The sequence below is a fragment of the Cupriavidus sp. 10L45 genome, from assembly GCF_056395225.1.
On sequence record NZ_JBFTJC010000020.1, the window covers coordinates 19,375 to 43,293 of the forward strand.

The following is a 23,919-nucleotide window of genomic DNA, read 5'->3' on the forward strand; positions in this document are numbered from 1 at the left end:
GAACGTCCATGCTGCATGTGTCCATGGTGGGTTGCGGGGCGATTGGCCGCGGCGTGCTGGAACTGCTGAAGTCGGATCCGGATGTCGTGTTCGACGTCGTGATCGTGCCGGCGGGCACGATGGACGCGGCACGCGGCGCGCTGTCGGCGCTGGCGCCCAATGTGCGCGTGGCCACCGGGCTGGCCGATGGCGACCGTCGCCCGGACCTGCTCGTGGAGTGTGCGGGCCATCGCGCGCTGGAGGAGCATATCGTGCCGGCGCTGGAGCGTGGCATTCCGTGCATGGTGGTGTCAGTCGGCGCGCTGTCCGAGCCGGGCATGGCCGAGCGCCTGGAGGCGGCAGCCCGCCGTGGCAACACGCAGGTGCAGCTCCTGTCGGGCGCCATCGGCGCCATCGACGCGCTGGCTGCCGCCCGCGTGGGCGGTCTGGACGAAGTCATCTACACCGGCCGCAAGCCGGCCCGCGCCTGGGCCGGAACGCGGGCGGCCGACCTGTTCGACCTCGACGCCCTGACCGAAGCCACGGTGATCTTCGAAGGCACCGCGCGCGACGCCGCGCGACTCTATCCGAAGAACGCCAACGTGGCCGCCACGGTCTCGCTGGCCGGGCTCGGCCTGGACCGCACGTCGGTCAAGCTGCTGGCCGATCCGCACGCGGAGGAGAACGTCCACCACGTGGAAGCACGCGGCGCGTTTGGCGGCTTCGAGCTGACCATGCGCGGCAAGCCGCTCGCGGCCAATCCCAAGACGTCCGCGCTGACCGTGTTCAGCGTGGTGCGCGCCCTCGGCAACCGCGCCCACGCGGTGTCGATCTGAAGTGAATCTGACATGAGCACACAACAAGTCCTCCCGATCTGCATCGCCGGCGCCTGGCGCCTGGGTTCGGGCGACCGCTACGCCACGCGCTACCCCGCCACCGGCGAAGTCGTGGCCGAACTGAACGCGGCCAGCCTGGCCGATGTGGAAGAAGCCGTGCAGGGCGCCCATCGCGCCTTCCTGACCAGCGGCTGGGCGCAGCGCAAGCCGCATGAGCGCGCCGCCGTGCTGTACCGCGTGGCCGAGATGATCCGCGCGCGCGCCGAGCCGCTGGCCCAGCGCCAGCGCCTGGACAATGGCAAGCCGATCAGCGAGACGCGTGCGCTCGTCGCCAGCGCCGCCGGCACGTTCCAGTTCTTCGCCGCCGCCTGCGAAACCATGGAGGAATCCATCACGCCGCAGCGGGGCGACTGCCTGACCATGAGCGTCTACGAGCCGATGGGCGTGGTGGCCGCCATCACGCCGTGGAATTCGCCGATTGCCAGCGAGGCACAGAAGATGGCGCCCGCGCTGGCCGCCGGCAACGCCGTGGTGGTCAAGCCGGCCGAGGTAACGCCGCTGATGGCACTGGAACTGGCCGCGATCTGCGAGGAAGCTGGCGTGCCCCGGGGCCTGATCAGCGTGCTGCCGGGCAAGGGCTCGGTGATCGGCGACGCCATCACCAAGCATCCGCTGGTGCGCCGCGTGTCGTTCACGGGCGGCACCACCACCGGCAAGCACATCGCCCACATCGCCGCGGACAAGATGATGCCGGTGTCGCTGGAACTGGGCGGCAAGTCCCCGACCATGATTTTCGACGACGCCGACCTGGACCACGCGGTGAACGGCGTGCTGTACGGCATCTTCAGTTCGTCGGGCGAATCGTGCATCGCCGGCTCGCGCCTGTTCGTGGCACGCGCGCAGTACGAGCCGTTCATGGACCGTCTGGCCGCCGCCGCCGCCAGGCTGCGCGTGGGCGATCCGGCCGACGAACGCACCCAGATGGGCCCGCTGATCACCGACCGGCACCGCGACAGTATCGAGTCCTACGTGGCGACGGGCGTGGAAGACGGCGGCCAGCTGCGCACGGGCGGCATGCGCCCGGACGTGGCGGGGCTGGCCAACGGCTACTTCTACACGCCGACCATCATCGAAGGGCTCGATAACCACGCGCGCATCTGCCAGGAGGAGATCTTCGGGCCGGTGCTGGTGGCGATGCCGTTCGACGACGAGGACGACCTGATCGCCCAGGCCAACGACAGCATCTACGCCCTGGCCGCCGGCATCTGGACGCGCGACTACAAGCGCGCCTGGCGGGTGGCACGATCCGTGCAAGCCGGGAACGTGTGGATCAACACCTACAAGCAGTTCTCGATCTCGACGCCGTTCGGCGGCTGGCGGGACAGCGGCCTGGGCCGCGAGAAGGGACGACTGGGCATCCTGCAATACATGGAACAGAAGGCCGTGTACTGGGGCCTGAACGAACAACCGCTGCCGTGGGCCAACTGAGCCCGGGTATCAACCGGCAGGACGGAGAAGCAAGATGAAGGTATTGGGAATCGACGAAATCACCTACGGCGCCGACGACTTCGACGCGTGCCGAGGCTTCTTCAGCGACTGGGGCCTCACGGTCAAGCGCGACGACGCCGAGGCGCTGGACTTCGAAACGCTGAACGGCTGCCGCGTGCTGGTGCGCAAGATCGCCGATCCGGCGCTGGCGCCGGCCATCGAGGACGGCCCCACGCTGCGCGAGGTGGTGTGGGGCGTGGCGGACCAGGCGTCGCTGGAGGCGATTGCCGACGCCATCGGCGCCGAGCCGACCTTCGTGCGCCAGCAGGACGGCGCGCGCGTGGGCTGCACCGACCCGAACGGGCTGGCCGTGCGCTTCCAGGTCTCGCGCAAGCGCGAGGTGGAGGTGGAATGCGCGGTGATGAACACGTGGAACGACAAGCCGCGCCTGAACCAGCGCAGCCCGGTCTACGAGCGCGCCGCGCCGATCGAGGTGGGCCACGTGGTGTTCTTCGTCACGGACGTGAAGGCCACCGAGCGCTTCTATGTGGAGAAGTTCGGCTTTGTGCAGTCGGACAACTATCCGGAGCGCGGCGCCTTCCTGCGCTGCGCGGCCGAGGGCGGCCACCACGACCTGTTCCTGCTGCAGCTGCCGCAGCCCAAGCGCGGCCTGAACCACGTCGCCTTCACGGTGCGGGACATCCACGAGGTCTTCGGCGGCGGCATGCACATGTCCCGCACGGGCTGGGACACCCAGCTCGGCCCGGGCCGCCACCCGATCTCGTCCGCCTACTTCTGGTACTTCAAGAATCCGGCCGGCGGCCTGATCGAGTACTACGCCGACGAGGACCAGCTCGACGCCCACTGGGAGCCGCGCGCGTTCGAGCCGGGCCCGACCGTGTTCGCCGAATGGGCCATCGAGGGTGGCATCGACGGCAATACGCGCCGGCAGAAGAACGCCGGCGGCCCGCAGGGCAAGTTCCTCACGGAAAAGCGTTGAATCGGTGTTGAAGTCGCTGTTGCCTCTGGCGAGGCAAGCATTGAGAAGGAAGCAGTCATGAGTGCCAGTCAATCCCTGACGATGCGCGTGCAGGCCATGCGGTTCGAGGCGCGCGGTGTGGTCAGCATCGAGCTGCGCGACCCCAGCGGCGCCACCTTGCCCGAGTTCAGCCCGGGCGCGCATATCGACCTCCACCTGGCCAACGGCCTGGTGCGCAGCTATTCGCTGTGCGGTGCGCCCGAGGCGCGCGACCGCTACACCGTGGGCGTGCTGCAGGACCGCAACAGCCGGGGCGGCTCGCGCTTCGTGCACGAGCAGCTGCGCGTGGGCAGCACGCTCACCGTGGCGACGCCGCGCAACCACTTCGCGCTGGACGAGGACGCCGCGCACACGGTGCTGGTGGCCGGCGGCATTGGCGTCACGCCCATCGTCTGCATGGCGCGCCGGCTGGCCGAGCTTGGCCGGGCGTTCACGCTGGTGTACTGCGCCCGTTCGCGGGAGGAGGCGGCCTTCGTCGACACCCTGTCGGCCTATGGCGACGCCGTGCGCTTCCATTTCGATGACGAGCACGGCGCGCCGCCGGACCTCCAGGCGATGCTGGCCGGGCAGGAGGCCGGCACGCACTTCTACTGCTGCGGCCCCGGCCCGATGCTCAACGCCTTCGAGGCCGCCTGCGCGGCCCACGGCTACGCCAACGTCCACATCGAGCGCTTTGCCGCCGACCCGGCCACCGAGGCGGTGCAGGAGGGCGAGTACAGCGTCACGCTGCAACGCACGGGCGCCAACGTGCGCGTGCCGTCCGGCAAGTCGCTGCTCGATGCCCTGCTGGAAGCCGGCGTGGCAATGGAGTACAGCTGCCGGGAGGGCGTGTGCGGCTCGTGCGAGACCGCCGTGCTCGACGGCTGCCCTGACCACCGCGACAGCGTGCTCAGCAACAGCGAGCGCGCCGCCAACAACACCATGATGGTGTGCGTATCCGGATGCAAGGGCCAGCGGCTCGTGCTGGATCTCTGAGCCGCCGAGGAAACCCCCACCGATGTATATCGATAGCGTAGACGGCGCGGCATCAGCCAGCGCCACGGCCCCCGCACACCCCCAGGCCAACCCCCGCGCCGTTACGCGCGGCCAGATCATCGCCCGTATCGAGCGGATGCCCGGCAACGCGATGCATATCCGCGCCCGGCTGCTGATCGGCCTCGCCACCTTCTTCGACGGCTTCGACGTGATCGCCATCGCGGCCACGCTGCCGCTGCTGATCGCCAACTGGTCGCTCACGCCGGGCCAGATCGGCTTCCTGATCGCGGCGCCCTCGGTGGGCCAGCTGGTCGGCGCGCTGCTGTTCCCGGCGCTGGCCGAGCGCTTTGGCCGGCTGCGTTCGGTGGGCTGGAGCGCGGGCATCATCGGCCTGATGAGCATTGCCTGCGGCTTCGCGCCGTCGTTCGAGATTTTCGCGCTGCTGCGCATCATCCAGGGGCTGGGGCTGGGCGGCGAACTGCCGGTGGCGGCCACCTATATCAACGAGGTCACCCGCGCGCATGGCCGGGGCCGCTTCGTGCTGCTGTACGAGGTGGTGTTCCCGATCGGGCTGATGGTGTCCAACGCGATGGGCGCCTTCCTGGTGCCGCGCTACGGCTGGGAGGTGATGTACTTCCTGGGCGGGGTGCCGATCGTGCTGTTCTTCGTGCTGCGCAAGCTGATTCCCGAGTCGCCGCGCTGGCTGGCGGAGAAGGGCCGGCTGGGCGAGGCCGACGCGGCGCTGAGCGCCTTCGAGGCCCGCGCCAAGCAGCCGCTACCACCAGTGGGCGATACCTCGGCGTTCGACGCCATGGCGGCCCGCCACCCGCGCCGCCGCGTGCGCGACCTCGTCGGCCGCGTCTATATCGGCCGCACGCTGGCTGTGTGGATGCTGTGGGCGACCTGCGGTTTCATCCAGTACGGGCTGTCGACGTGGCTGCCCACGGTCTACAAGACCGTCTACCACGCGCCGCTGCAACTGGCGCTGAACCTCGCGGCGGGCGCCTCGGTGCTGGGCGTGGTCGGGTCGCTGATCTGCGCGATGGTGGTGGACAAGGTGGGCCGCAAGCCGGTGATCAATGTGTCCTTCGTGCTGTGCGCGGTGTCGCTGGTGCTGGCGGGCGTGTTCCACGCCTCCACGGTCTACGTGGTGGCCACGTTCTGCGCGCTGGCGATGGGCTTCCTGGCCTGCGGCTTCATCACGGCCTATGTCTACACGCCGGAGCTGTACCCCACCAGCATCCGCGCCATGGGCTGCGGGCTGGGCGGCGCGTGGCTCAAGATCTCGGCGATCTTCGCCCCGGGGCTGATCGCCAGCACCATCGGCAGCGGCAACCTGAGCCTGGCGTTCTACGGGCTGGCTGTGGTGCCGCTAGTGGCCGCCGTGACGGTGTTCTTCCTCGGCATCGAGACCAAGGGTCAGGTGCTGGAGGCGCTGGAGGCCTAGCCTCGGCAACGCTGAAGGGGGTCAGTCGCGGCCGGCGCCGGTGCAGATGCCGTGCAGCTTGCGCAGGCCCGTGTACAGGCCGTGGCGCTCCTCGGGCGTCAGCAGGCGGATCACCGATGCCTGCCCGCGCTGCGCCAGCGGAATCACCTGCGCATGGAGCGCCTCGCCAGCGGGCGTGATGCGGCAGATCAGGCGCCGGCGCGGCGTGCTGCCTTCCGACTCCAGTGTGACGAGCCCCCGGTCCTCCAGCAGCCGCAGCGTGCGGCTGACCAGCGCCTTGTCCGAGGTGGACTGCTTGACCATCTCCGCGAAGGACAGCTCCTTGCCATGCGCCAGCAGCGCCAGCATGCGCCATTCCGGCACGGTCAGTTCGAACTGCGTGGCGTACGGCTCGGTCACGCTGCTGCGCAGCGCCGTCACTAGCTGGCTCAACATCGTCGTCAGGAAGTCGTTGACGGTCAGTCCTGTGCCCGCCTCGTCGAGTTGGGACCAGGGATCTGCGGCCGGAGTGGCTTGTTCGTGTGCGGAGGTGGGGCTGGACATGGCGAAGTGGAAGGCGGGAAAGGATGCCGCGGAATGTCGCGGGATGCCGCAAGACGGCCGGAAACCGGCGGCGATTGTCTCACAGCTGGCGGGGCCCGCAACTTTGTGCCACGCAGCAAAACACGACAGATCACAAAGGCTATGTCAATCCGGGATTAACTTAAGTTGAGTCATCAACAAAGTCGCCCTAATCTGAATTCGTTCCTGATGTGAATCCGGGTTTCATAGATAAAACATATCTGCTAGGGTTCTGAGTGGAGACGTGCGGGGGCTCGTGCTGTGCGCGACGCCGCATGTTATACGGATCCGTTGCCAGCCGGCTGAAGTGCGAAAAGCCGGCGGCAGGACCGAACGCTACGCAGAGAGAGACCATGAACCAGGACCTTCCCAGAGAGGAAACGCAGCAGGAAACGCAGCAGGAAGTACAGGACACACAAGATAAGTACATCGTGCCGGGGCTCGAACGCGGGCTCAGGCTGTTGGGCGAGTTCAGCAGCAAGGACCGCACGCTGTCGGCGGCGGAACTGGCGCGGCGGCTGAAGGTGCCGCGCTCGACGGTGTTCCGGCTGCTGGCCACGCTGGAGATGATGGGCTTCGTGGAACGGACCGACGGCGGGCGCGAATTCCGCCTCGGCATGGCGGTGCTGCGGCTGGGCTTCGACTACCTGGCCTCGCTGGAGCTGACCGAGCTGGGCCGGCCGTTGCTGGACCGCCTGCGCGACGACATCCACTACCCGTGCAACCTGGTGGTGCGGGATGGCCGGTCGATCGTGTACGTGGCCAAGTCGGTGGCGGCGCGGCCGTTCACCAGCACGGTGAACGTGGGCACCCGCCTGCCGGCGCATGCCACGGTGCTGGGACGCGTGCTGCTGGAAGACCTCTCGCTGGAGGCGCTGCGGGAGCTGTATCCGGAGCCACGGCTGGAGGTGTACTCGGACAGCACGCCGCGCACCGTGGAAGAGCTGTACGAGATGGTGCAGCGTGACCGCCAGCGCGGCTATGTGCTGCACGAAGGCTTCTTCGAGGCCAGCATCTCGACCATCGCCGCGCCGGTGCGTGACCGCACCACGCGCGTGGTGGCGGCGCTGGGGGCGACCATCCCGGCAGCCCGGATCGATCCGGCGCTGCTCGATTCGATGGTCGAGAAGGTGCGCGAGGCGGCAGGGGAGCTGTCGCGCCTGCTGGATTACCGGCCGACCCTGCAGGGCAGGGTGGCCAACGAATGACGCCGGGCTGATGCCCCGGCGGATGGCGAAATCACGGAAGGAACGGGGCTGGCATGAGGAAAGCACGGTGGATGGGGATGGCGGCAGTGCTGCCGATGGTGGCGATGGTGGCGATGGTGGCGATGGGGGCAGCGGGTATGGCACAGGCCGCCCCGGCCTGTCACGCAGTGCGGATCGTGGTGCCGTTCCCGGCCGGCGGCCCGGCCGACCAGCTTGCCCGCACGCTGTCGCAGGGGCTCCAGCAGCTACCCCACCGCAAGGCCGCCACGATGGTCGTCGACAACAAGCCCGGCGCCAACGGCAATATCGGCATCGACGCGGTGCGCCGTGCGGCGGGCGATGGCTGCACCTGGCTGGTGGTGCCGGCCGGCAACCTGACCATCAACCCCACGCTGTTCCCCGCGCTGTCCTATCAGGTCACGCGCGATTTCCGGCCCGTCTCGCTGCTGGCCAGCTCGCCCAACGTGCTGGCCGTGAACCCGGCGGTGAAGGCGCGCACCGTGCCGGAACTGATCGCGCTGGCGAAGCAGGCGGATCAGGCGAAGTCGCCGCTCGGCTACGCCAGTCCCGGCGTCGGCAGCGGCCTGCATCTGGCCGGCGAGCTGTTCCGCAACAAGGCCGGCGTGACCATGCTTCATGTCCCTTACAAAGGCACCACCCAGGCCGTGACCGATGTGGTGGGCGGGCAGGTGCCCGTGCTGTTCGGCACGTGGCCCACGCTGGCGCCGTTCATCCAGTCCGGCGCGCTGCGCGCGCTGGCCGTCACCCAGTCGAAGCGCTCCCCGGCGGCGCCGGACGTGCCGTCGCTGGCCGAGCAGGGCATGCCCGGCATCGACGTCAGTTCCTGGTACGCCCTGCTGGTGCCGTCCGCCACGCCCCAGCCGCTGGCCGATGCGCTGGCCGCCGATGTCCGTACGCTGTTCGCCACCGCGAGCGTGCGCGATGACCTGAAGCGCCAGGGCCTCGAGCCCGTGGCCAGCACCCCCGACGCCCTGGCCGCGCGCATCCGCGACGACACCGCGGCGTGGGCCACGCTGATCCGCACGTACCACATCACGGCGGAATAGCCTCCGGGCGTCCCTCAGACGCCCCTCCCCAAGTTTCCAACCCAGTCGTACCTGGCCGCACCCTGCGCCGTGCAGGGTGGCCTGCGGCCGTCATTTCAGCTGACTTCTTGCACGAGCGAGGGCAATCATGGATTTTGTGTTGAACGGAAAAGCGACCCGCTTCGACGGCGACGGCGATACGCCGCTGCTGTGGGTGATTCGCGATGACGCCGGCCTGACCGGCACCAAGTACGGCTGCGGCATCGGCGCATGCGGCGCCTGCACCGTGCATGTGGATGGCAACGCGCAGCGGTCGTGCGTGACGCCGGTCTCCAGCGTGGCGGGCCGCAAGGTCACCACCATCGAAGGGCTCTCGCCGGACCGCTCGTCCAAGGTGCAGCAGGCCTGGATCGCCAAGGACGTGCCGCAGTGCGGCTACTGCCAGTCCGGCATGGTCATGGCGGTGACGGCGCTGCTCAAGCAGAATCCGCACCCCACCGACAAGGAGATCGACGCCTCGGTCAGCAACCTGTGCCGTTGCGCCACCTACCACCGCATCCGGGAGGCCGTTCATGCTGCCGCAAAGTAACCCCATCGCCAGCCCCGCGCGGCGCGGCTTCCTGAAGGGCGGCATGGCGCTGGCCGGCGCGCTTTGCATTCCGCTGCCGGCGCTGGCCTCCCGCACCGTGGACAGCGGCCCGCACGGCACGCATGAGATCACGGACTGGATCTGGATCGAGCCGAACGGCAAGATCACGCTCGGGCTGTCGCAGTGCGAGTGCGGGCAGGGCGTCTATACCGGCATGCCGCAGGTGCTGGCCGATGAACTGGACGCCGACTGGCAGCAGGTGGCCGTGACCTTCGTGACCGGCCGGGACGCCTACCGCACCGGCGCCGCGTACGAGGAGCCGCAGCAGTTCGTTGGCGCGTCGATGTCCGCCACGCTGTTCTACCAGCGGCTGCGCGTGGCCGGCGCACAGGCGCGCGAGGTACTGGTGATGACCGCCGCCAAGCGCCTGCAGGTGCGCCCGGGCCAGTGCTACACGGCGAAGGGTCGCGTCTATCACGGCGCCACGGGCCGCTCGTTCAGCTATGGCGAGCTGGCCGAAGAGGCGGCGAAGCTGCCGCTGAACCCCACGCCGCGTCTCAAGAACGAAGCCGCGCACCAGCTCATCGGCAAGGACCTGCAGCGGCTGGACACCCCGGCCAAGGTCGACGGGTCCGCCGAATTCGGCATCGACGTGAAGGTGCCGGGCATGCTGTACGGCGCGCTGAAGTTCGCCCCTACCGTGACGGGCAAGGTCACCGGCCTGCGCAACGCCGAAGCCGTCAAGGCCATGCCGGGCGTGCAGGCCGTGGTGCAGGCGCCGGACGCCGCCATCGTGGTCGCCACGAGCTACTGGCTCGCCAAGAAGGGCGCCGATGCGCTGGAGCTGGAGGTCGATCCCGGCCCGGCCAGGTCGCTCGACAGCGACCAGATCCTGGCCGCGCGCCAGGCCGCGCTCGGCGCTCCGGAGGCCGTGGTGGCGACGCAGCTGGGCGACCCGGACGCGGTGCTGGCCGCCGGCGGCAAGCTCGTCGAGGCCGATTACCACACGCCGTACATCGTCCACGCCACGATGGAGTCGGTGAACGCCACCGTGCACGTGCGCGAGGACGCCATCGAGGTCTGGGGGCCGATCCAGGGCCAGGACTTCGTGCGCAACGCGCTCGGCAAGCTCTACCAGCGCAAGCCCGAGACGATCATCGTCCACACCACCTTCCTTGGCGGCAGCTTCGGGCGCAAGTTCCTGCCGGACTTCGTGGTGCACGCGGCGCGCGCCTCGGCGGCGGTGGGCAAGCCGGTCAAGGTCATCCGCTCGCGCGAGGACGACATCCGCCATGGCTTCTACCGGCCCGGGGTGTCGGGGCGCTTCCGCGCCGTGCTCGACGACAAGGGCCTGCCGCGCGCGCTGCATGCCCGGCTGACCGGCCAGTCGCTCTACGGCGTGATCAAGGCCGAGCGCATGGCGAAGAACGGCGGCTGGGACGAGACCATGCTGGAAGCGCTCTACGACTGCGTCTACCGCGTGCCGAACCTGAAGGTCGACATGATCGACGTGAGGCAGCCGATTCCGGTCAGCTTCATGCGCAGCGTGGGCTCCACGTCGAGCATCTTCATGCTGGAGAGCTTCGTCAACGAGATGGCCGACGCGGCCGGCATGGACCCGTACCGCTACCGCCGCGCGCTGCTGGCGCACAACCCGCTGGCGCTGCGGGTGCTGGACGCGGCGGCCAAGGCGGCGAACTGGGACCGCAAGCCGGCGCCCGGGGTGTCGCGCGGGTTCACGTTCAACCTCTACACGGGGCGGGGCGAGGCGTTCCAGACCTATGTGGCGATGGCGCTGGAGCTGGAGCGCAGCGGCAAGGCGTTCCGGGTGCGGCGCGTGGTCTGTGCGGTGGAGTGCGGACGGGCGATCAACCCGAACCTGATCCGCGCCAATATCGAGGGCGGCATCGGCTTTGCGCTGACCAACACGCTCAAGAGCGAGATCACGTTCAAGGCGGGCGTGGTGCAGCAGAGCAACTTCCACGACTATCCGCTGCTGCAACTGGCGGAGATGCCGAAGATCGACGTGGTGATCGTGCCGAGCGACCGGCCCCCGCAGGGCTGCGGCGAGGTGTCGCTCGGCCCGGTGGCGCCCGCCGTGGCGCACGCGCTGTACTTGGCGACCAAGGCCCGGCGCAGGTCGATGCCGATGAAGCTGGAGGCTTGACGGTGGCCCGCTAGCGGGAGAGGGGCCGGGGGAGAGGGGCGGCGTATCCCGAAGCCGTTTAGCGCTTGCCCGCCCGATACCCCAGCAGCGCCGACAGGTCCTTCGCTGCCGCTTTCACTTCCTTTTCCACCCGTTCGCGCAGCGTGCCGTCCGCCTCGAAGCGCTGCTGCGGGCCGGCCACGCTGATCGCGGCGATCACGTCGCCCGTGGCATCCATCACCGGCGCGGCGCAGGCGTCGATGCCCGGCTCGAAGGCCGAGAAGCTCCACGCGCAGCCGCGCTCCAGGTCCGCGCCGAGGATCTCCGCCAGCCGGGCGTGCGTGGCGGGGCTCTGGCCGGTCACGGTGGGCAGCGGGTCATCGCCCAGCCGCTCGCGCAGCGCCTCGGGCGACAGGTGCGCAATCAGCATCCGTCCCGGCGTGGTCAGGTGCGCCGGCACGCGGCTGCCGACCTGGATGTTGCTGACCAGCCCGGTGTTGGGCATGTCCCGCAGCAGGTAGAGCACGTGGCCGCCGTCCGGTACCGCCAGATAGGCCGACAGTTGCAGTGAGCCGCTCAGCTGCGCCAGCACGCGCCGCGCGAAGGTGGTGAGGTCGTTCGCCGCCAGCACGCGTGACGCCAGCTTCAGGAACGAGAACCCCACCGTGTGCCCGCCCTGCGGCAGCCGCTCGACCATGCCCTCGTGCTCCAGCGTGGCCAGCAGGCGCATCACCGTCACGCGGTTCACGTCGATGCGCCGGCCCACCTCGCTCAGATTGGCCGTCGAGCCGCCTTCGGCAATGAAGCGCAGCAGCCGCAGGCCGCGCATGACCGGGGTCACGAGCGCCTGCGACGCGCCGCTGGCATCGTCGCTATCGAACGCATTGGGGTTGTCGAGGGAGTCGTCTGGCGCGGCGGTCTTGGGCATCGGCACGTGGAAAAGAAAAACGGAACGGGTGCAGGCAGGATCAGCCGAGCGCCACGTTCCAGGCGTTGTAATCGTACACCCAGTCCGCATTGCCGCCGGCCTTGAGCCACTCGTTGCCGCGCGAGCCGATCTGGATGCGGCTGGTGCGGTCATGGCGGGCCGCCTGGTAGCGCGCCAGCGCCTCGGGGATGGTGTCGTCGCTGGCCTCGGCCAGGCAGCGCGCCAGCACCACGCCGTCCTCGATGGCCATGCCGGCGCCCTGCGCCATGAACGGCATCATCGGATGGCAGGCATCGCCCATCAGCGCGATATGGCCGGTCGACCAGGACGGCAGCGGGTCGCGCACGTACAGCGCGGAGATCAGCACGTCGTCGCAGGCGTCGAGCAGCGCGCGGGCATCGGGATGGAAGCCGGCGTAGGCGGCGCGCAGGTCCTCGACCCGGCCCGGCGTGGTCCAGGACTCGTTGCGCCAGCTGTCCTGCGCCACAGTGGCGAACACGAAGATCTCGCGGCCACGATTGAGCGGGAAGGTCACGATCTGGCTGGTCGGCTCGGGCCCCCACCACTTGGTGAAGGCGCCGAGGTTCGGCACGCCGGCCAGCTTCTCCGCCGGCACCACGGCGCGGTAGGCCACCACGCCGGTGAAGATCGGGTGTTCCTCGCCCAGCAGGGCCGTGCGGACGATCGAGTGGATGCCATCGGCGCCGATCAGCACGTCCACCTCCTCGGTATTGCCGTTGGCGAAGCGCAGCGTGGCGCCGCGCCCGCCGTCCTTCGGCGTGATGTGGGTGGCCTTGTGCGCCAGCCGCACGCAGGCGCCCGGCACGGCGGCTTCCAGCGCGGCCATCAGGTCGCCCCGGTGCATGGTGAGCTGCGGCGCACCGTAGCGCTGCTCGGCTTCGTCCGACATGGCGAGGCGGGAGGTTTCCGCGCCGGTGTCCCAGGTGCGGCTGATGCGGTGCGTGGGCCGGGCCGCCGTTTCGCGCAGCGCGGCGCCCACGCCCAGGCCGTCCAGCGCGCGCACCGCGTTCGGCGTGAGATTGATGTCCGCGCCGACACGTGCGAACCGCGCCGCCTGCTCGTAGACCACGACATCCATGCCGAGCTTGCGCAGGGCAATGGCGGCGGCCAGTCCGCCAATGCCGGCACCGTTGATGCCGATCTTTCCTGAAACCATGGGGGCGCTCCGTCTTGTGGCCGATGCGTTACGCGTCGGCCGGTTGCTCAATGAAATGTTCAAATATGAACGGAAAGTTCATAAAAAGAATATTGAGCATGGCGCGCCCCGTCAAGCGGGGAATCGAGCTATCTATTTAGGTGGCATCGCGGCGTGACGGTTCGATCGCCTGCTGAAGCGTGCGCGTCACCGGCGTATCGGTGGGGCTGACCACCGCATAGGAGTAGCGGCCCTGCCGCCAGTACTGCGCCAGCAGGTTGCCGTCCTGCCGGTTGCCGTTGCCGAAGCGCAGCAGGTTGCCCGGCGGCCGTACGTAATAGACGATGGTCTGGCCCTGCTCGTTGCGGTACAGGACCATCGCCGCCGTGCCCTGCTCGGTCGGCATCAGCCGCCCGCCGGCGGGCCGGAAGCCGTACTGGGTGAAATCGGGCAGCGGGGCGGGCTGGACGAAGTGACGGTCGAGCCAGGACTGGAGCGCGCGCGGATCGGTCGCGCTCACATCCACCACCTGCGGCCCCTCGCTGGCCGCGAACATGCGGTAGGCCTGCACGGCGTCGGCCATCGGCAGATAGTTCTGGCGCATGGCGAGTTCGCGGGTCTGCCAGCCGCCCACGCCGCCGATGCCGAGCGCCATCACCAGCGAGGCGGCCACGGCCATGCGGCGCTGCGCGCGGTCGCGCAGGGTGCGGCGGATGCGGAAGGGGTCGAGCCGCGCCGGGGTGTCCGCCGGGGAGGGCTCCGGCAGGCTCGCGCGCAGTTGCTGGGCGGCGGCCCGGATGGCGTCGATCTGGCGGGCGAGGTCCGGGTGCGTGGGCAGCAGCGCGTCGATCTGGGCGCGGCGCGCAGTGTCGAGTTCGCCATCCACATAGGCGTGGAGTTCGGCGTCGGCGGGCATCAGGGAGTGTTGGGTCGTCTTGTGGATGGTCATTTCAGGACCTGGACGGTGGGACGGGCGGGTTGGCCTTCGGTCATGTCGCGCATGGCTTTGCGGGCGCGCGACAGCCTGGACATGATGGTGCCGATGGCCACGCCCAGCGTATCGGCGGCTTCCTGGTAGGTCAGGCCCTCCACGGTGATCAGCGTGAGCAGCGCACGCTGCTCGGCCGGCAGGTGGTTGAAGGCTTGCAGCGCGGAGCGGGCCAGCACCACGTCCTCGGTGGAGGGCGCCATGTCGGCATCGTCACCCACGCCGAACAGCGCCAGCACGCCGGCGTAGCGCTTGGCGCGGCGCTGGCCGTCGAGGAACTGGCGGTACAGGATTGTGAACAACCATGCGCGCAGGTCGCCGTCGTGGTGGCGGGCGGCGCCGCGCGACAGCGCGCGCTCCAGGCACGCCTGCACCAGGTCGTCGGCGCTCGCCTCCTGCCGGGTCAGCGTGAGGGCGAAGCGACGCAGGCGCGGAATGACTTCGCGCAGGGCGTCGTCGGTCAAGGTCTGGCTCATGGCGAGTGTCCGGAAAAGTTCTTGTACCGCTTGCAGCGTAAGACGAACGGCATGGGCGCTTATTCCCGCCATGCCCGACTTTATTCCATCGCCACTGAATAAAAATGTGAAGTGTCGGAATTGTCTTACGTACATTTCAGCAGCGGTCTTCTGCTTCGATCTGGTGGGGAAACGTAACCTGCAAGTACAGCGTGGCCATGACGCAGCGAGTGTGATGCAGCGTGTGGCTAGAACAGGGTTCCGTCCAAAGGATCCACCAAGAAAAGGAGCACGACATGATGACCAAAAAGTGGCTTGCCGCAGCAATGTGTTCGATGATGTTCGCCGCCCCGGCAGGCGTCGCCTACGCCCAGGCCGGCTCCAAAGCCGACTACGACGCCGCCACGAAGCAGGCGGATGCGGACTACAAGGCGGCCAGCAGCAAGTGCGATGGCCTCAAGGCCAACGCCAAGGACGTCTGCAAGGCCGAAGCCAAGCGTGACCGTGACGTGGCCAAGGCCAACGCCGAAGCCAAGCGCGACGGCACCGAGAAAGCCCACGCCAAGGCCATGAAGACCAAGGCCGACCGTGACTATGACGTCGCCAAGGAAATGTGCGACGACAAGAAGGGTAACGACAAGGACGTGTGCGTGAAGGAAGCCAAGGCCACGCACGAACGTAACCTGGCCCCGGCCAAGACTGAGAAGGCCGCCGCCACGGGCACCAGCACCGATGTGGCCGAAGCCCGCGCCGACGCCAAGAAGGACACCGTGGACGCCGCCTACAAGGCTGACAAGGAAAAGTGCGATGCGATGTCCGGCGATGCCAAGGACAAGTGCCAGGCCAACGTGAAGGCCAAGTACGCCAAGTAATCCAATCCGTCGGATAGCCAACAGGAGTGGTACATGAATTGGGACCAGATCGAAGGCAAGTGGGAACAGGCCAAGGGCAAGGTCAAGGAGAAGTGGGGCCAGCTCACCGACGACGACCTCACGGTCATCAACGGTAAGCGGGACCAGCTCGCTGGCCGCATCCAGGAGCGCTATGGCTACACCAAGGAGCGCACCGAGGAAGAACTGAAGGCCTGGGAACGCGACACGCGCTGGTAATCCAGCACGGGCCGGCAGCGATGCCGGCAGGCATTCCGCACGGCGGGACGATCAGTCCCGCCGTTTTTGTTTCCCCACGGAGCACCATTCCCCTTCGGTGGGGCAGGGCCGTAACCGTTGCGAATTCAGCGCGGCTTAGGTCTGAATACAGCCAATTTTAGTGCGGACAGATCACGCACGCCGTACCATGGCGGTCCCTCCTGCTGCGCCGCGCGCATCGCGGCTGTGCATGTACGCGATCCTTCCCGCCTTCGTTTCCGCGATCTTCCTTGGGTATGGGCTCTATGTGCTCGTGACCCAGGGCGTGACACGCGTGTCGGCGGCGTTCTTCCTGATGTGCGTGACCACTTTCGCGTGGCAGGGCACCTGGGCGTTCCTGTTCCAGGCCACGCACCCGGACGTGGCGGTGGTGCTCGCCAAGGTCGGCTACCTGTTCATCCTGTTCCTGCCGACCACCTTCTACCAGTTCATTTGCGAGGTCACCGAGTGCCGCCGCGAGCGGCCCGCCGTGCTGGCCTCATACGGCCTGAGCCTGATCCTCGCCGTGCTGCTGCTGACCACGAGCCAGGTGGTGTCCGGCTACTACACCCTGTTTTTTGGCGATTATCCGAAGGCCGGGCCGCTGCATCCGCTGCATGTGGCGCAGACCGCGGTGCTGGCGTGCCGGTGCGCATGGCTGCTCTGGGTGGCGCGCGCCAATGCCACCGTGGAGCGCCGCCGCCGCTTCAATCTCTGTCTGGTAAGCCTGGGCCTCTATTCGCTGGCTGCGGTCGACTACGCGGTCAACTACGGCTACGCGTTCTATCCGCCGGGCGTGGTGTGCATCGCGCTGAGCCTGGGCATCCTCGCCGTGACCGTGGTGCGCTACAACCTCATGCATCCGTACTCGTTGGCGGCCACCGTGGCGCACGAGGTGCGCACGCCGCTGGCCACCATCCGCATGCAGGCGCAGGAGATGGCGCGGACCTTCCCGCAGGTCATCGAGGGCTACCGGCTTGCCGTGGCGCACGGGCTGATCGAAGACCGCCTGCGGCCGGGGCAGCTCGAGCGCATGGGCACGGTGGTGGAGGGCATCACGCGCGAGGTGGATGGCACCAGCACGGTCATCGACATGGCGCTGGCCTCCGTCACGCTGGAGCGTGTGGATCGACGCAGCTTTGCCCCGCACGGGCTGGCGGCCTGCGTGGAGGCGGCGCTGGCGCGCTACCCGTTCCAGCCCGGCGAGCGCGAGCGCGTGCACCTGGCGCCGATGCCGGCCGGCTGGCGCTTCGTCGGCTCGGACACGCTGCTGGTCTACGTGCTGTTCAATCTGCTGAAGAACGGCCTCTACGCCGTGCGGGCGCAGGGCGAGGGCGGGATCGAGATCTCGGGCGCGGCCGAGGGCGGCTTCTACCTGCTGCGCTGCCGCGATACGGGTTCGGGCATTCCCGCCGATGTGCTGCCGCGTATCTTCGACCCGTTCTTCTCGACCAAGGCGCACGGGAGCGGCAACGGCCTCGGGCTGGCCTTCTGCCGTCGCGTGGCCGAGGCGTTTGGCGGCCGCATCGACTGTGAGTCCGTGCCGGGCGTGCACACCACCTTCACGCTGCGGCTGCCGTGCTTCCACGCCACGGTGGAGCCGGACAGCCCCTTCCCCACGCGCGCCACCGGCTGAACCAGCCCGACGGCGCGCGACCCATCAGTTAGTCAGCGGCGGCAGCACCAGCTCGTATTCCTTCACCTTGTCGATGATTTCCTTCGGGAAGCGCGTGATGCGCTTGTCCCGGTCCGCGAACACGATCTGCTGGTAGCCCAGCGACACCGGCCGCCCCTCCACGCAGAAGCGGAACAGCAGGTAGGCCGAGCACTGGCGCACCTGGAAGGTGTTCAGGTAGCAGTCCACGCGCTGGAACGGGAAGGTTTCCTCCACGTACTCCTGGTGGGCGCGCTTGGTCACGAACACGCCGCCGGCGGCCAGCAGGTTGCCGTGGATGCACTCGTGGAACCAGCGCTCGCGGCAGATGCCCTGCCATTCGAAGTACCGGGCGAAGTAAGTGTTCATGAACGCATTCGAATCCTTGAGATAGATGTCGATCGCATGGTGGAAGGTCTTTTGAGGCGGGGTCTCCAGTACGTCCTGGCCAAGCAGGGCCGTACCGCGGTTCAGCACTTGCGGGATCACGTCTCGCATCAACATGGAATGACTCCTTTAGATGGCTGCAAAGCGGCAGCCACGCCCGCCCCGGCGTCGCGCGGGGCATGGAGGCATTCTGCGGGGCTTTGTCACCGGCCATGGGCGGACGTGGAGGGGTAAACACACGCGAGAGCGGCGCCAGATAAGGGAGAGAGGAAGGGGTTTGCCGTAAACCCTAGTAGTCTAGCCAACTAGACTTTTATAAAGTCGCCCTATCTTATTAGTGCGCATCTCGCGCCGCGCATGTCCGACGCCGCCGCCCAACTTCTCTCCCGCAGCCGCGAGCCGGTCTATCTCCAGCTCGCCACGATCTTCCGCCGGCAGATCGAGAGCGGCGCATGGCGGCCCGGTGAGCAGATTCCGTCACTCGAGGCGCTGTGTCGCGAATACGGCGTCGCGCGCATGACCATGCACCACGCCATCTCCCAGTTGGATGCCGAAGGGCTGGTCGCGCGCTCGCGCGGGCGGGGCACCTTCGTCAAGGCGGCAGGGCGTGACCGTCGCCCGCTGGCGCTGCCGACCAGTTGGGATCAGGCCGTGGCCGTGGGCGACCGCCTGTCCACCGAGGCCATCGTCGAATCCACCGCCGACGTGCCGCTGCCGGATGACCTCGGCATGCCGTGCGACGCCCGCCGCGCCGCCGCCTATCACTTCCTGCATCGCGCCCATCGGCTGGACGGCCGGCCGTTCGCCGTGGGCGAGGTCTATATAGAAGCAGCCGTGTTCGCGCGCGAGCCCGAGGCATTCCGCCAGGGCGCCTCGGTGCCGGTGCTGGACCGCTTTCCCGGCCTCCAGGTTTCGGCGGCGCGCCAGCGGCTGTCCATCGTGGCGGCCGGCGGCGACGCCGCCAAGGCGCTGGAGCTGCCAGTCGGCGCGCCGGTGGCGGAGTTGCGCCGCTTCGCCTGCGTGGACGACGTGATCGTGTACTACGCGCGCATCGAGTTCCCGACGGAATTCGTCTGCCTAGATTTCGACTTGCTGGCATCACGTGGTTGATGCCGCACATTATTCAGATCCCACTCAACAAATAACCCGAACGGAACCCGAGACATGGAGACGACCCAATCCCCGATGAACGGCGCGGAAAGCCTGGTCAAGACGCTGCTGGCCTGCGGCGTGGATACCTGCTTCGCCAACCCCGGCACCAGCGAGATGCATTTCGTGGCCGCGCTGGACCGCATTCCCGGCATGCGCTGCGTGCTGGGTTTGTTCGAGGGGGTGGTGACCGGCGCCGCTGACGGCTACGCCCGCATGGCCGACAAGCCGGCCGCCACGCTGCTGCACTGCGGCCCGGGCCTCGCCAATGGGCTGGCGAATCTCCATAACGCACGGCGCGCGCAGACGCCCATCGTCAACATCATTGGCGATCAGGCGACCTACCACCGGCCGCTCGACGCGCCGCTGACCGCCGATACCGAAGGCTGGGCGCGCCCGGTGTCCGTGTGGACGCGCACGGCCACCCGTGCCGCCTCGGTAGGGGCTGACGCCGCCGTGGCGGTGCAGGCTGCGCGCGGCGCGCCGGGTGGTGTCGCCAGCCTGATCCTGCCGTCAGACGTGTGCTGGGATGCCGGCGGCCAGGTGGCCGCGCCGCTGCCGGCGCTGCCGGTGCCCAAGGTTTCCCCGGACGCCGTGCAGAACGCCGCGCGCGTGCTGCGCAGCGGCCAGCCCACGCTGATCGTGCTGGCCGGCAGCGCGCTGCGCGAAGCCGCGCTGGCCGATGCGCACCGCATCGCCGCCGCCACGGACGCGCGCCTGATCACGCCGATGTCCAACGCCCGCGTCACGCGTGGCCGGGGCCGGCTGGCCGTCGACCGGATTCCGTATTCGGGCGATGTCGCGCGCGCCAAGCTCGCCGGCATCCGCAACGTGATCCTGGTGGGTGCGCCGGCGCCGGTGACGTTCTTCGCCTACCCGGGCCAGTCGCCGCGCCCGTACCCCGAGGACGCCAATATCCATGTGCTGGCCCGTGCCGAGGAAGACCTGGCCGAGGCGCTGGCCCGGCTGGCCGACGAACTGGGCGCCCGCAACGCCGCGCTGCCGGCTGCCGCCACCCAGGTGCCGCGCGAGACCGCCAAGGGCGCCGTGACCTCCGAGGCCGTGGCGCAGACGCTGGCCGCGCTGCTGCCGGAGCAGGCCGTGGTGGTGGAGGAGAGCGTGAGCTTCGGCCGCGCCTTCTATCCGGGCACCGTGCACGCCGCCCCGCACGACTGGCTGCAACTGACGGGCGGTGCGATCGGCGCCGGCCTGCCGCTGGCCACCGGCGCCGCCATCGCCGCACCGGACCGCCGCGTGGTGGCCCTGCAGGCCGATGGCTCGGGCATGTACACGCTGCAATCGCTGTGGACCATGGCGCGCGAGAAGCTCGACGTCACCATCGTGCTGCTGGCCAACCGCAAGTACGCGATCCTGCTGGGTGAGCTGGCCGGTGTGGGCGCCAACCCGGGCAAGACCGCGCTCGACATGCTCGACCTCGGCAATCCGGACCTGGACTGGGTCAAGATGGCCAACGGCATGGGCGTGGAGGCCGCGCGCGCGGACAACATGGAAACCTTTGCCGATCTCTTCGCGATGGCCAACCAGCGCAAGGGCCCGTTCCTGATCGAACTGGTGATCTGACCCGCCTTCCGGAGACCCCATGCCGCAATCCATTCCTGCCGTGACCGATCCCGGTCCGGACAAGCAGTACGCCGAGGCGCTGGCCGCCGGCCAGTTCCGCATCCAGCTTTGCGGGGGCTGCCATCGCCATGTCTTCTATCCGCGCAATATCTGCCCGCACTGCGGCGGTGATGCGCTGGCCTGGACCACCCCCGCCGGCACCGGCACGGTCTACTCGACCAGCGTGGTGCGCCGCAAGCCCGACGCGGGCGGCGACTACAACGTGGTGCTGGTGGACCTGGACGAAGGCGTGCGGATGATGAGCCGGGTCGAGGGCATCGCCCCGGCCGAGGTGCGCATCGGCATGCGCGTCAAGGCGCGTGTGGCGCCGGCAAAGAGCGATACCGAACCGGCGCTGGTCGTGTTCGATCTGGTTGGGGAGGGCTGAACCATGGCAAGCAACGGATCGCACCTGCGCGGCGGCGTGGCCATTGTCGGCGTGGGCCAGGCCGGCCTCGGCGAGGCCCATGGCAAGACCGAGATGGAAATCCTCGTGGAGGCGGCCAAGGCGGCCGTCAAGGATGCCGGCCTGTCGATGCGCGACATCGACGGCATCGCCACGGCCAGCGTCGGCGCCACCATGTGGGTCATGCCGGTGGCGGAGTACCTCGGCATCCAGCCGAAGTTCGTCGACAGCACGATGATCGGCGGCTCGAGCTTCGTCTCGCACATGCTGCCCGCGATGATGGCGCTGGAAGCCGGCCTCTGCGACGCCGTGCTGGTCTGCTACGGCAGCAACCAGCGCACCTCCACGGTGGGCCGGGCAGGCATCGGCAAGGTGCGCGCCGTGCTGGACCCGCAGCCGTACGAGAACCCCTACCAGCCGCTGGCGCCGATCACCTCCTACGCGCTGGCCGCCGCGCGGCACATGCACCAGTACGGCACCACGCGCACGCAGCTGGCCGAGGTGGCCGTGGCGGCGCGCCAGTGGGCGCGGATGAACCCCGAGGCGATGATGCGCGACCCGCTCTCCATCGAGGACGTGCTGGGCGCCCGCATGGTGTCCGACCCGCTCTCGGTGCGCGACTGCTGCCTGGTGACCGATGGCGCCGGCGCTTACGTGATGGTGCGGGCCGACCGCGCGAAGTCGCTGGCCAAGCCGCCGGTGTACGTGCTCGGCAACGCCACGGCCACCTGGCACCGGCAGATTTCGTCGATGCCGGACGTGACGGTGACGGCGGCGCAGGAAAGCGGCGCCCGGGCCTTCGCGATGGCGGGGCTCAAACCGTCCGACGTGGACGTGCTCGAACTCTATGACGCCTTCACGATCAACACGATCCTGTTCCTCGAGGACCTGGGCTTCTGCGCCAAGGGCGAGGGCGGGGCGTTCGTCAGCGGCGGGGCCATCGCCCCGGGCGGGCGGCTGCCGGTGAACACCAACGGTGGCGGCCTGTCATGCGTGCATCCGGGCATGTACGGCATGTTCATCACCATCGAGGCGGTGCGGCAGCTGCGCGGCGAGTGCGGCGAACGGCAGGTGGCGGGGGCGGAGATCGCGCTCGTGCACGGCAATGGCGGGACCTTGTCCAGCCAGTCCACCGCGCTGCTGGGCACGGCGGCGGCGCTCTGATTCCGCTCTGACCCGCCTCCCTCACCCGCGCGGGGGACTCCCGGCGCGCGGTGAGGGATGACCCATCATCGTCCATTGTCCCGTCGGGACCATGGCGGGAACATCCTTCGCATCCACACAGCGAGGGAGATTCCATCATGAAAAGTCGCCTGTATTACTCGATCGCGGTGCTCTGCGGCGGCGTGTTGCTGGCCGCCGTGTGGTTCGGCGCCCCAAGTGCGCGCGGCGAGGCGATTGGCGAGGGGGCCGCCAACGTCAGCTGCACGTACTCGCACCGGCTACCGGACGATCCGATCATCTACCCCGGCAAGCCGGGGATCGCGATGTCGCATGACTTCTTCGGCCATACCACCACCACTGGTAACACCACGGCGGAAGACCTGTACACGGAGCACAGTTCCACCTGCGAGAACGCGGCGGACAACACGTCCTACTGGGCGCCTTCGCTGAAGCTGCCGGATGGGCGCGTGGTGGCGCCCCAGTACCAGAAGACCTACTACCAGAACCGGGCCTTCCCGGCGAACACGCACCGGCGGGTCACGGTGATTCCGCCCGGGCTGCAGATGCTGGCCGGCGATCACCGTGGCACGGGGCCCAGCGTGGCGGTCAACTTCCTCTGCACGGGATCGAAGAAGGGCTACACCCGTACGCCGCCGAACGATTGCGTGCCGGACGCGAATGGCAACGTCCAGCTGAATATCGCGCTGGCGTTTCCGAACTGCTGGGACGGGGTGCACCTGCATCCGTTCCGAAGCGGCCGGAACAACATCGCCTATGCCAATGCCGACGGGGTCTGCCCGACGGACTACCCCGTGCCGCTGCCGCACCTGAGCTTCAATCTCGCCTACCAGATTGGTGATGTGAGGGATCTGACGGACGCGCAGCTCTCGATGGACCCGACGCTGGACAAGAACGGGAATGTGGAGAGCCTGAACTGGGGCTCGATCTACACGGCCCATGCCGATTTCTTCAATGGCTGGACCGAAGACGCGATGCGGTACATCGTCGAATACTGCCTGAACCTCAGCCGTTCCTGCTCCCGCACCGTGGCCTATGCGTTCACCCGGCCTACCGCGGACGCCACCGTCCGTGGCGGCGAGACCGCGAACGATAACTTCGGGCAGGAGGCATCGCTGCTTACCCAGCGTGCGGTCGGCAGCGAGCCGGAATCGAAGATCTACATCATGATGCCGATTCCGAAGGGCGCCGTGGAGATCCCGCCCGAGTTCACGCCGGAGTACCGGCTGATGATCTGGGGCGGCGGCGTGGATGCCACGGCCATCATCAGTGCGCAGAGCACGGCGACCAACTGGCACGAGGACCATATCAACAACCATAACGCGCCGACCTGCGGCGGGCCATCCGCTACGCTGTACCTGGATACGGCCAAGGCGTACCGGTACTTCAACGTCACGGATCTGGTCAAGACGGCCATTGCCGGCGGCCACGACACCATTTCGTTCTGCATCCGTGGGAACCCGTCCGGCAACGGCTTCAAGTTCGACAGCAAGGAAGGCGCGAACGGCGCCATCCTGTACCTCTATGCGTTGAATCCGCTCTGAGCGCCCTGG

General features: G+C 68.5%; 23 protein-coding genes. 17 read left to right on the forward strand and 6 right to left on the reverse strand.

Features of this window, described 5'->3' with window-relative positions:
• Positions 1-8: 8 nt before the first annotated feature.
• Genes AC1DFU_RS26540 through AC1DFU_RS26560 form a run of 5 tightly spaced genes read left to right on the forward strand, consistent with a single transcriptional unit; the run spans position 9 to position 5,764 of the window.
• The gene (locus AC1DFU_RS26540) at positions 9-815 is read left to right on the forward strand and encodes an aspartate dehydrogenase (protein ID WP_441593659.1); all 807 of its coding nucleotides are present in this window, start codon (positions 9-11) and stop codon (positions 813-815) included.
• A 12-nt stretch (positions 816-827) separates the two neighbouring features.
• Complete coding sequence (locus AC1DFU_RS26545) at positions 828-2,303, forward strand: aldehyde dehydrogenase (RefSeq protein WP_441593660.1); 1,476 nt, start codon at positions 828-830, stop codon at positions 2,301-2,303.
• 34 nt (positions 2,304-2,337) lie between these two features.
• Positions 2,338-3,303 (forward strand): VOC family protein, encoded by a 966-nt coding sequence (locus AC1DFU_RS26550; protein ID WP_441593661.1) that lies wholly within the window; start codon positions 2,338-2,340, stop codon positions 3,301-3,303.
• 57 nt (positions 3,304-3,360) lie between these two features.
• Complete coding sequence (locus tag AC1DFU_RS26555) at positions 3,361-4,317, forward strand: PDR/VanB family oxidoreductase (RefSeq protein WP_441593662.1); 957 nt, start codon at positions 3,361-3,363, stop codon at positions 4,315-4,317.
• Between the two features lie 22 nt (positions 4,318-4,339).
• The gene (locus tag AC1DFU_RS26560; protein ID WP_177219894.1) at positions 4,340-5,764 is read left to right on the forward strand and encodes an MFS transporter; all 1,425 of its coding nucleotides are present in this window, start codon (positions 4,340-4,342) and stop codon (positions 5,762-5,764) included.
• A gap of 21 nt (positions 5,765-5,785) precedes the next feature.
• Here AC1DFU_RS26560 and AC1DFU_RS26565 read toward each other — a convergent pair whose 3' ends face one another.
• Positions 5,786-6,307 (reverse strand): MarR family winged helix-turn-helix transcriptional regulator, encoded by a 522-nt coding sequence (locus AC1DFU_RS26565; protein WP_092293426.1) that lies wholly within the window; start codon positions 6,305-6,307, stop codon positions 5,786-5,788.
• A gap of 371 nt (positions 6,308-6,678) precedes the next feature.
• Here AC1DFU_RS26565 and AC1DFU_RS26570 point away from each other — a divergent pair, with 371 nt between their 5' ends.
• From AC1DFU_RS26570 to AC1DFU_RS26585, 4 genes are all read left to right on the forward strand, one after another.
• A complete protein-coding gene (locus tag AC1DFU_RS26570) occupies positions 6,679-7,533 on the forward strand; it encodes an IclR family transcriptional regulator (RefSeq protein WP_092293424.1) in 855 nt (284 codons plus the stop codon).
• A gap of 53 nt (positions 7,534-7,586) precedes the next feature.
• Positions 7,587-8,600, forward strand: coding sequence for a tripartite tricarboxylate transporter substrate binding protein (locus AC1DFU_RS26575; RefSeq protein WP_441593663.1), 1,014 nt, complete (start codon positions 7,587-7,589; stop codon positions 8,598-8,600).
• A gap of 127 nt (positions 8,601-8,727) precedes the next feature.
• Complete coding sequence (locus AC1DFU_RS26580; protein ID WP_092293420.1) at positions 8,728-9,168, forward strand: (2Fe-2S)-binding protein; 441 nt, start codon at positions 8,728-8,730, stop codon at positions 9,166-9,168.
• Complete coding sequence (locus AC1DFU_RS26585; RefSeq protein WP_441593664.1) at positions 9,152-11,335, forward strand: xanthine dehydrogenase family protein molybdopterin-binding subunit; 2,184 nt, start codon at positions 9,152-9,154, stop codon at positions 11,333-11,335. The genes AC1DFU_RS26580 and AC1DFU_RS26585 overlap by 17 nt, the downstream gene beginning before the upstream one ends.
• 58 nt (positions 11,336-11,393) lie before the next feature.
• On the opposite strand, the gene AC1DFU_RS26590 is transcribed toward AC1DFU_RS26585, so the two are convergent.
• The 4 genes from AC1DFU_RS26590 to AC1DFU_RS26605 all read right to left on the reverse strand — a co-directional run bounded on the left by AC1DFU_RS26590 (position 11,394) and on the right by AC1DFU_RS26605 (position 14,862).
• Positions 11,394-12,242 carry an IclR family transcriptional regulator gene (locus AC1DFU_RS26590; RefSeq protein WP_441593665.1) on the reverse strand — a complete coding sequence of 283 codons (849 nt, stop codon included), beginning with the start codon at positions 12,240-12,242 and terminating at the stop codon, positions 11,394-11,396.
• 40 nt (positions 12,243-12,282) lie between these two features.
• Positions 12,283-13,419 carry an FAD-dependent monooxygenase gene (locus AC1DFU_RS26595; RefSeq protein WP_092293414.1) on the reverse strand — a complete coding sequence of 379 codons (1,137 nt, stop codon included), beginning with the start codon at positions 13,417-13,419 and terminating at the stop codon, positions 12,283-12,285.
• A gap of 136 nt (positions 13,420-13,555) precedes the next feature.
• A complete protein-coding gene (locus AC1DFU_RS26600) occupies positions 13,556-14,347 on the reverse strand; it encodes an anti-sigma factor family protein (protein ID WP_441593666.1) in 792 nt (263 codons plus the stop codon).
• On the reverse strand, positions 14,344-14,862 hold the full coding sequence (locus AC1DFU_RS26605) for a sigma-70 family RNA polymerase sigma factor (RefSeq protein ID WP_441593667.1): 519 nt from the start codon (positions 14,860-14,862) through the stop codon (positions 14,344-14,346). The genes AC1DFU_RS26600 and AC1DFU_RS26605 overlap by 4 nt, the downstream gene beginning before the upstream one ends.
• Positions 14,863-15,140: 278 nt before the next feature.
• Between AC1DFU_RS26605 and AC1DFU_RS26610 the strand changes: the two genes are divergently transcribed.
• The 3 genes from AC1DFU_RS26610 (at position 15,141) to AC1DFU_RS26620 (ending at position 17,604) form a co-directional block, all read left to right on the forward strand.
• Complete coding sequence (locus AC1DFU_RS26610; RefSeq protein ID WP_092294329.1) at positions 15,141-15,713, forward strand: hypothetical protein; 573 nt, start codon at positions 15,141-15,143, stop codon at positions 15,711-15,713.
• Between the two features lie 33 nt (positions 15,714-15,746).
• Positions 15,747-15,950: a CsbD family protein gene (locus AC1DFU_RS26615; protein WP_092293408.1), complete on the forward strand. Its 204-nt coding sequence runs from the start codon at positions 15,747-15,749 to the stop codon at positions 15,948-15,950.
• Between the two features lie 229 nt (positions 15,951-16,179).
• Complete coding sequence (locus AC1DFU_RS26620; RefSeq protein WP_441593668.1) at positions 16,180-17,604, forward strand: sensor histidine kinase; 1,425 nt, start codon at positions 16,180-16,182, stop codon at positions 17,602-17,604.
• A 24-nt stretch (positions 17,605-17,628) separates the two neighbouring features.
• On the opposite strand, the gene AC1DFU_RS26625 is transcribed toward AC1DFU_RS26620, so the two are convergent.
• The gene (locus tag AC1DFU_RS26625; RefSeq protein ID WP_092293404.1) at positions 17,629-18,126 is read right to left on the reverse strand and encodes an acyl-CoA thioesterase; all 498 of its coding nucleotides are present in this window, start codon (positions 18,124-18,126) and stop codon (positions 17,629-17,631) included.
• Positions 18,127-18,366: 240 nt separating this feature from the next.
• Between AC1DFU_RS26625 and AC1DFU_RS26630 the strand changes: the two genes are divergently transcribed.
• The 5 genes from AC1DFU_RS26630 (at position 18,367) to AC1DFU_RS26650 (ending at position 23,910) form a co-directional block, all read left to right on the forward strand.
• Positions 18,367-19,119, forward strand: a complete 753-nt coding sequence (locus AC1DFU_RS26630) for a GntR family transcriptional regulator (protein WP_092293402.1) — start codon at positions 18,367-18,369, stop codon at positions 19,117-19,119.
• Positions 19,120-19,194: 75 nt separating this feature from the next.
• Positions 19,195-20,739: an acetolactate synthase large subunit gene (locus AC1DFU_RS26635; protein ID WP_092293400.1), complete on the forward strand. Its 1,545-nt coding sequence runs from the start codon at positions 19,195-19,197 to the stop codon at positions 20,737-20,739.
• Positions 20,740-20,758: 19 nt separating this feature from the next.
• A complete protein-coding gene (locus tag AC1DFU_RS26640) occupies positions 20,759-21,166 on the forward strand; it encodes a Zn-ribbon domain-containing OB-fold protein (protein WP_092293398.1) in 408 nt (135 codons plus the stop codon).
• Between the two features lie 3 nt (positions 21,167-21,169).
• On the forward strand, positions 21,170-22,348 hold the full coding sequence (locus tag AC1DFU_RS26645; protein WP_092293396.1) for a thiolase: 1,179 nt from the start codon (positions 21,170-21,172) through the stop codon (positions 22,346-22,348).
• A 137-nt stretch (positions 22,349-22,485) separates the two neighbouring features.
• Positions 22,486-23,910, forward strand: coding sequence for a DUF1996 domain-containing protein (locus AC1DFU_RS26650; RefSeq protein ID WP_441593669.1), 1,425 nt, complete (start codon positions 22,486-22,488; stop codon positions 23,908-23,910).
• The last annotated feature ends 9 nt before the right edge of the window (positions 23,911-23,919 follow it).

Excerpts from the sequence above, each read along its gene's own strand:
- AC1DFU_RS26635 (WP_092293400.1), top strand. The coding sequence starts at position 19,195 with ATGAACGGCGCGGAAAGCCTGGTCAAGACGCTGCTGGCCTGCGGCGTG.
- AC1DFU_RS26595 (WP_092293414.1), bottom strand. The coding sequence starts at position 13,419 with ATGGTTTCAGGAAAGATCGGCATCAACGGTGCCGGCATTGGCGGACTG.
- AC1DFU_RS26640 (WP_092293398.1), top strand. The coding sequence starts at position 20,759 with ATGCCGCAATCCATTCCTGCCGTGACCGATCCCGGTCCGGACAAGCAG.
- AC1DFU_RS26550 (WP_441593661.1), top strand. The coding sequence starts at position 2,338 with ATGAAGGTATTGGGAATCGACGAAATCACCTACGGCGCCGACGACTTC.
- AC1DFU_RS26645 (WP_092293396.1), top strand. The coding sequence starts at position 21,170 with ATGGCAAGCAACGGATCGCACCTGCGCGGCGGCGTGGCCATTGTCGGC.
- AC1DFU_RS26610 (WP_092294329.1), top strand. The coding sequence starts at position 15,141 with ATGACCAAAAAGTGGCTTGCCGCAGCAATGTGTTCGATGATGTTCGCC.
- AC1DFU_RS26615 (WP_092293408.1), top strand. The coding sequence starts at position 15,747 with ATGAATTGGGACCAGATCGAAGGCAAGTGGGAACAGGCCAAGGGCAAG.
- AC1DFU_RS26545 (WP_441593660.1), top strand. The coding sequence starts at position 828 with ATGAGCACACAACAAGTCCTCCCGATCTGCATCGCCGGCGCCTGGCGC.
- AC1DFU_RS26630 (WP_092293402.1), top strand. The coding sequence starts at position 18,367 with ATGTCCGACGCCGCCGCCCAACTTCTCTCCCGCAGCCGCGAGCCGGTC.
- AC1DFU_RS26585 (WP_441593664.1), top strand. The coding sequence starts at position 9,152 with ATGCTGCCGCAAAGTAACCCCATCGCCAGCCCCGCGCGGCGCGGCTTC.
- AC1DFU_RS26560 (WP_177219894.1), top strand. The coding sequence starts at position 4,340 with ATGTATATCGATAGCGTAGACGGCGCGGCATCAGCCAGCGCCACGGCC.
- AC1DFU_RS26600 (WP_441593666.1), bottom strand. The coding sequence starts at position 14,347 with ATGACCATCCACAAGACGACCCAACACTCCCTGATGCCCGCCGACGCC.
- AC1DFU_RS26625 (WP_092293404.1), bottom strand. The coding sequence starts at position 18,126 with ATGTTGATGCGAGACGTGATCCCGCAAGTGCTGAACCGCGGTACGGCC.
- AC1DFU_RS26620 (WP_441593668.1), top strand. The coding sequence starts at position 16,180 with ATGTACGCGATCCTTCCCGCCTTCGTTTCCGCGATCTTCCTTGGGTAT.
- AC1DFU_RS26570 (WP_092293424.1), top strand. The coding sequence starts at position 6,679 with ATGAACCAGGACCTTCCCAGAGAGGAAACGCAGCAGGAAACGCAGCAG.
- AC1DFU_RS26605 (WP_441593667.1), bottom strand. The coding sequence starts at position 14,862 with ATGAGCCAGACCTTGACCGACGACGCCCTGCGCGAAGTCATTCCGCGC.
- AC1DFU_RS26540 (WP_441593659.1), top strand. The coding sequence starts at position 9 with ATGCTGCATGTGTCCATGGTGGGTTGCGGGGCGATTGGCCGCGGCGTG.
- AC1DFU_RS26575 (WP_441593663.1), top strand. The coding sequence starts at position 7,587 with ATGAGGAAAGCACGGTGGATGGGGATGGCGGCAGTGCTGCCGATGGTG.
- AC1DFU_RS26590 (WP_441593665.1), bottom strand. The coding sequence starts at position 12,242 with ATGCCCAAGACCGCCGCGCCAGACGACTCCCTCGACAACCCCAATGCG.
- AC1DFU_RS26580 (WP_092293420.1), top strand. The coding sequence starts at position 8,728 with ATGGATTTTGTGTTGAACGGAAAAGCGACCCGCTTCGACGGCGACGGC.
- AC1DFU_RS26650 (WP_441593669.1), top strand. The coding sequence starts at position 22,486 with ATGAAAAGTCGCCTGTATTACTCGATCGCGGTGCTCTGCGGCGGCGTG.
- AC1DFU_RS26555 (WP_441593662.1), top strand. The coding sequence starts at position 3,361 with ATGAGTGCCAGTCAATCCCTGACGATGCGCGTGCAGGCCATGCGGTTC.
- AC1DFU_RS26565 (WP_092293426.1), bottom strand. The coding sequence starts at position 6,307 with ATGTCCAGCCCCACCTCCGCACACGAACAAGCCACTCCGGCCGCAGAT.